The sequence below is a fragment of the Escherichia sp. MOD1-EC5950 genome (assembly GCF_002965345.1).
In the GTDB taxonomy this organism is placed as follows: Bacteria; Pseudomonadota; Gammaproteobacteria; order Enterobacterales; family Enterobacteriaceae; genus Escherichia; species Escherichia marmotae.
Window position 1 is genome coordinate 1 of record NZ_PTSR01000127.1, and the last position, 540, is coordinate 540.

Sequence of the window (540 nt, forward strand, 5' to 3'; positions counted from 1 at the left end):
AGCGGGAAGGATTTGCTGACCGGGGAGGGGCTGAAGCATGACAGTACGCTGGTGATTGCCGGCGCGGAGAAACTGTCGGTTAAGGAAACTGTCACGCTGCTTGACCAGGCGTTGCGTAACAATGTGCAGGTGCTGCTGATGGATGGCGGGGGTCGTAAGGGCACTGGAAATGCGCTGGCCACGCTGGAAGACGCCGGCGTGGTGCGGCTTCAGGGGGGAACGGACAGAGGCGTCAGGGTGTCGGTGGTAAGTCACGGTGACCGCCGACAGCGTTATGAACAGCTGGCCCTGGATTATGCTGTTCTGCATGCACAGGGCGAGAGCGTGGTGGCGCAGGCTCCCGGTCGCGAGCAGCGGGCGCTGACGGAGGCCATCCGTCAGTCACTGAAAACGGCCGGAGAGCTGGGCGACAGGGAGGTAACAATATCCACGCTGATGCCGGTGTTCCTCGACAGTAAAAACCGTAGACTGACGGACAGCTACCGGGAAGGACAGATACTGGAGCGGTATGATGCAGAACGCCGGACGTCTGAGCGTTAC

The 540-nt window shown here is 61.1% G+C and carries 1 protein-coding gene; it reads left to right on the forward strand.

Annotated features, from left to right (window positions below; translation table 11 throughout):
* The coding region (locus tag BEA93_RS24615; protein WP_442899328.1) for an ssDNA-binding domain-containing protein at window positions 1-540 on the forward strand (540 nt) is incomplete at both ends.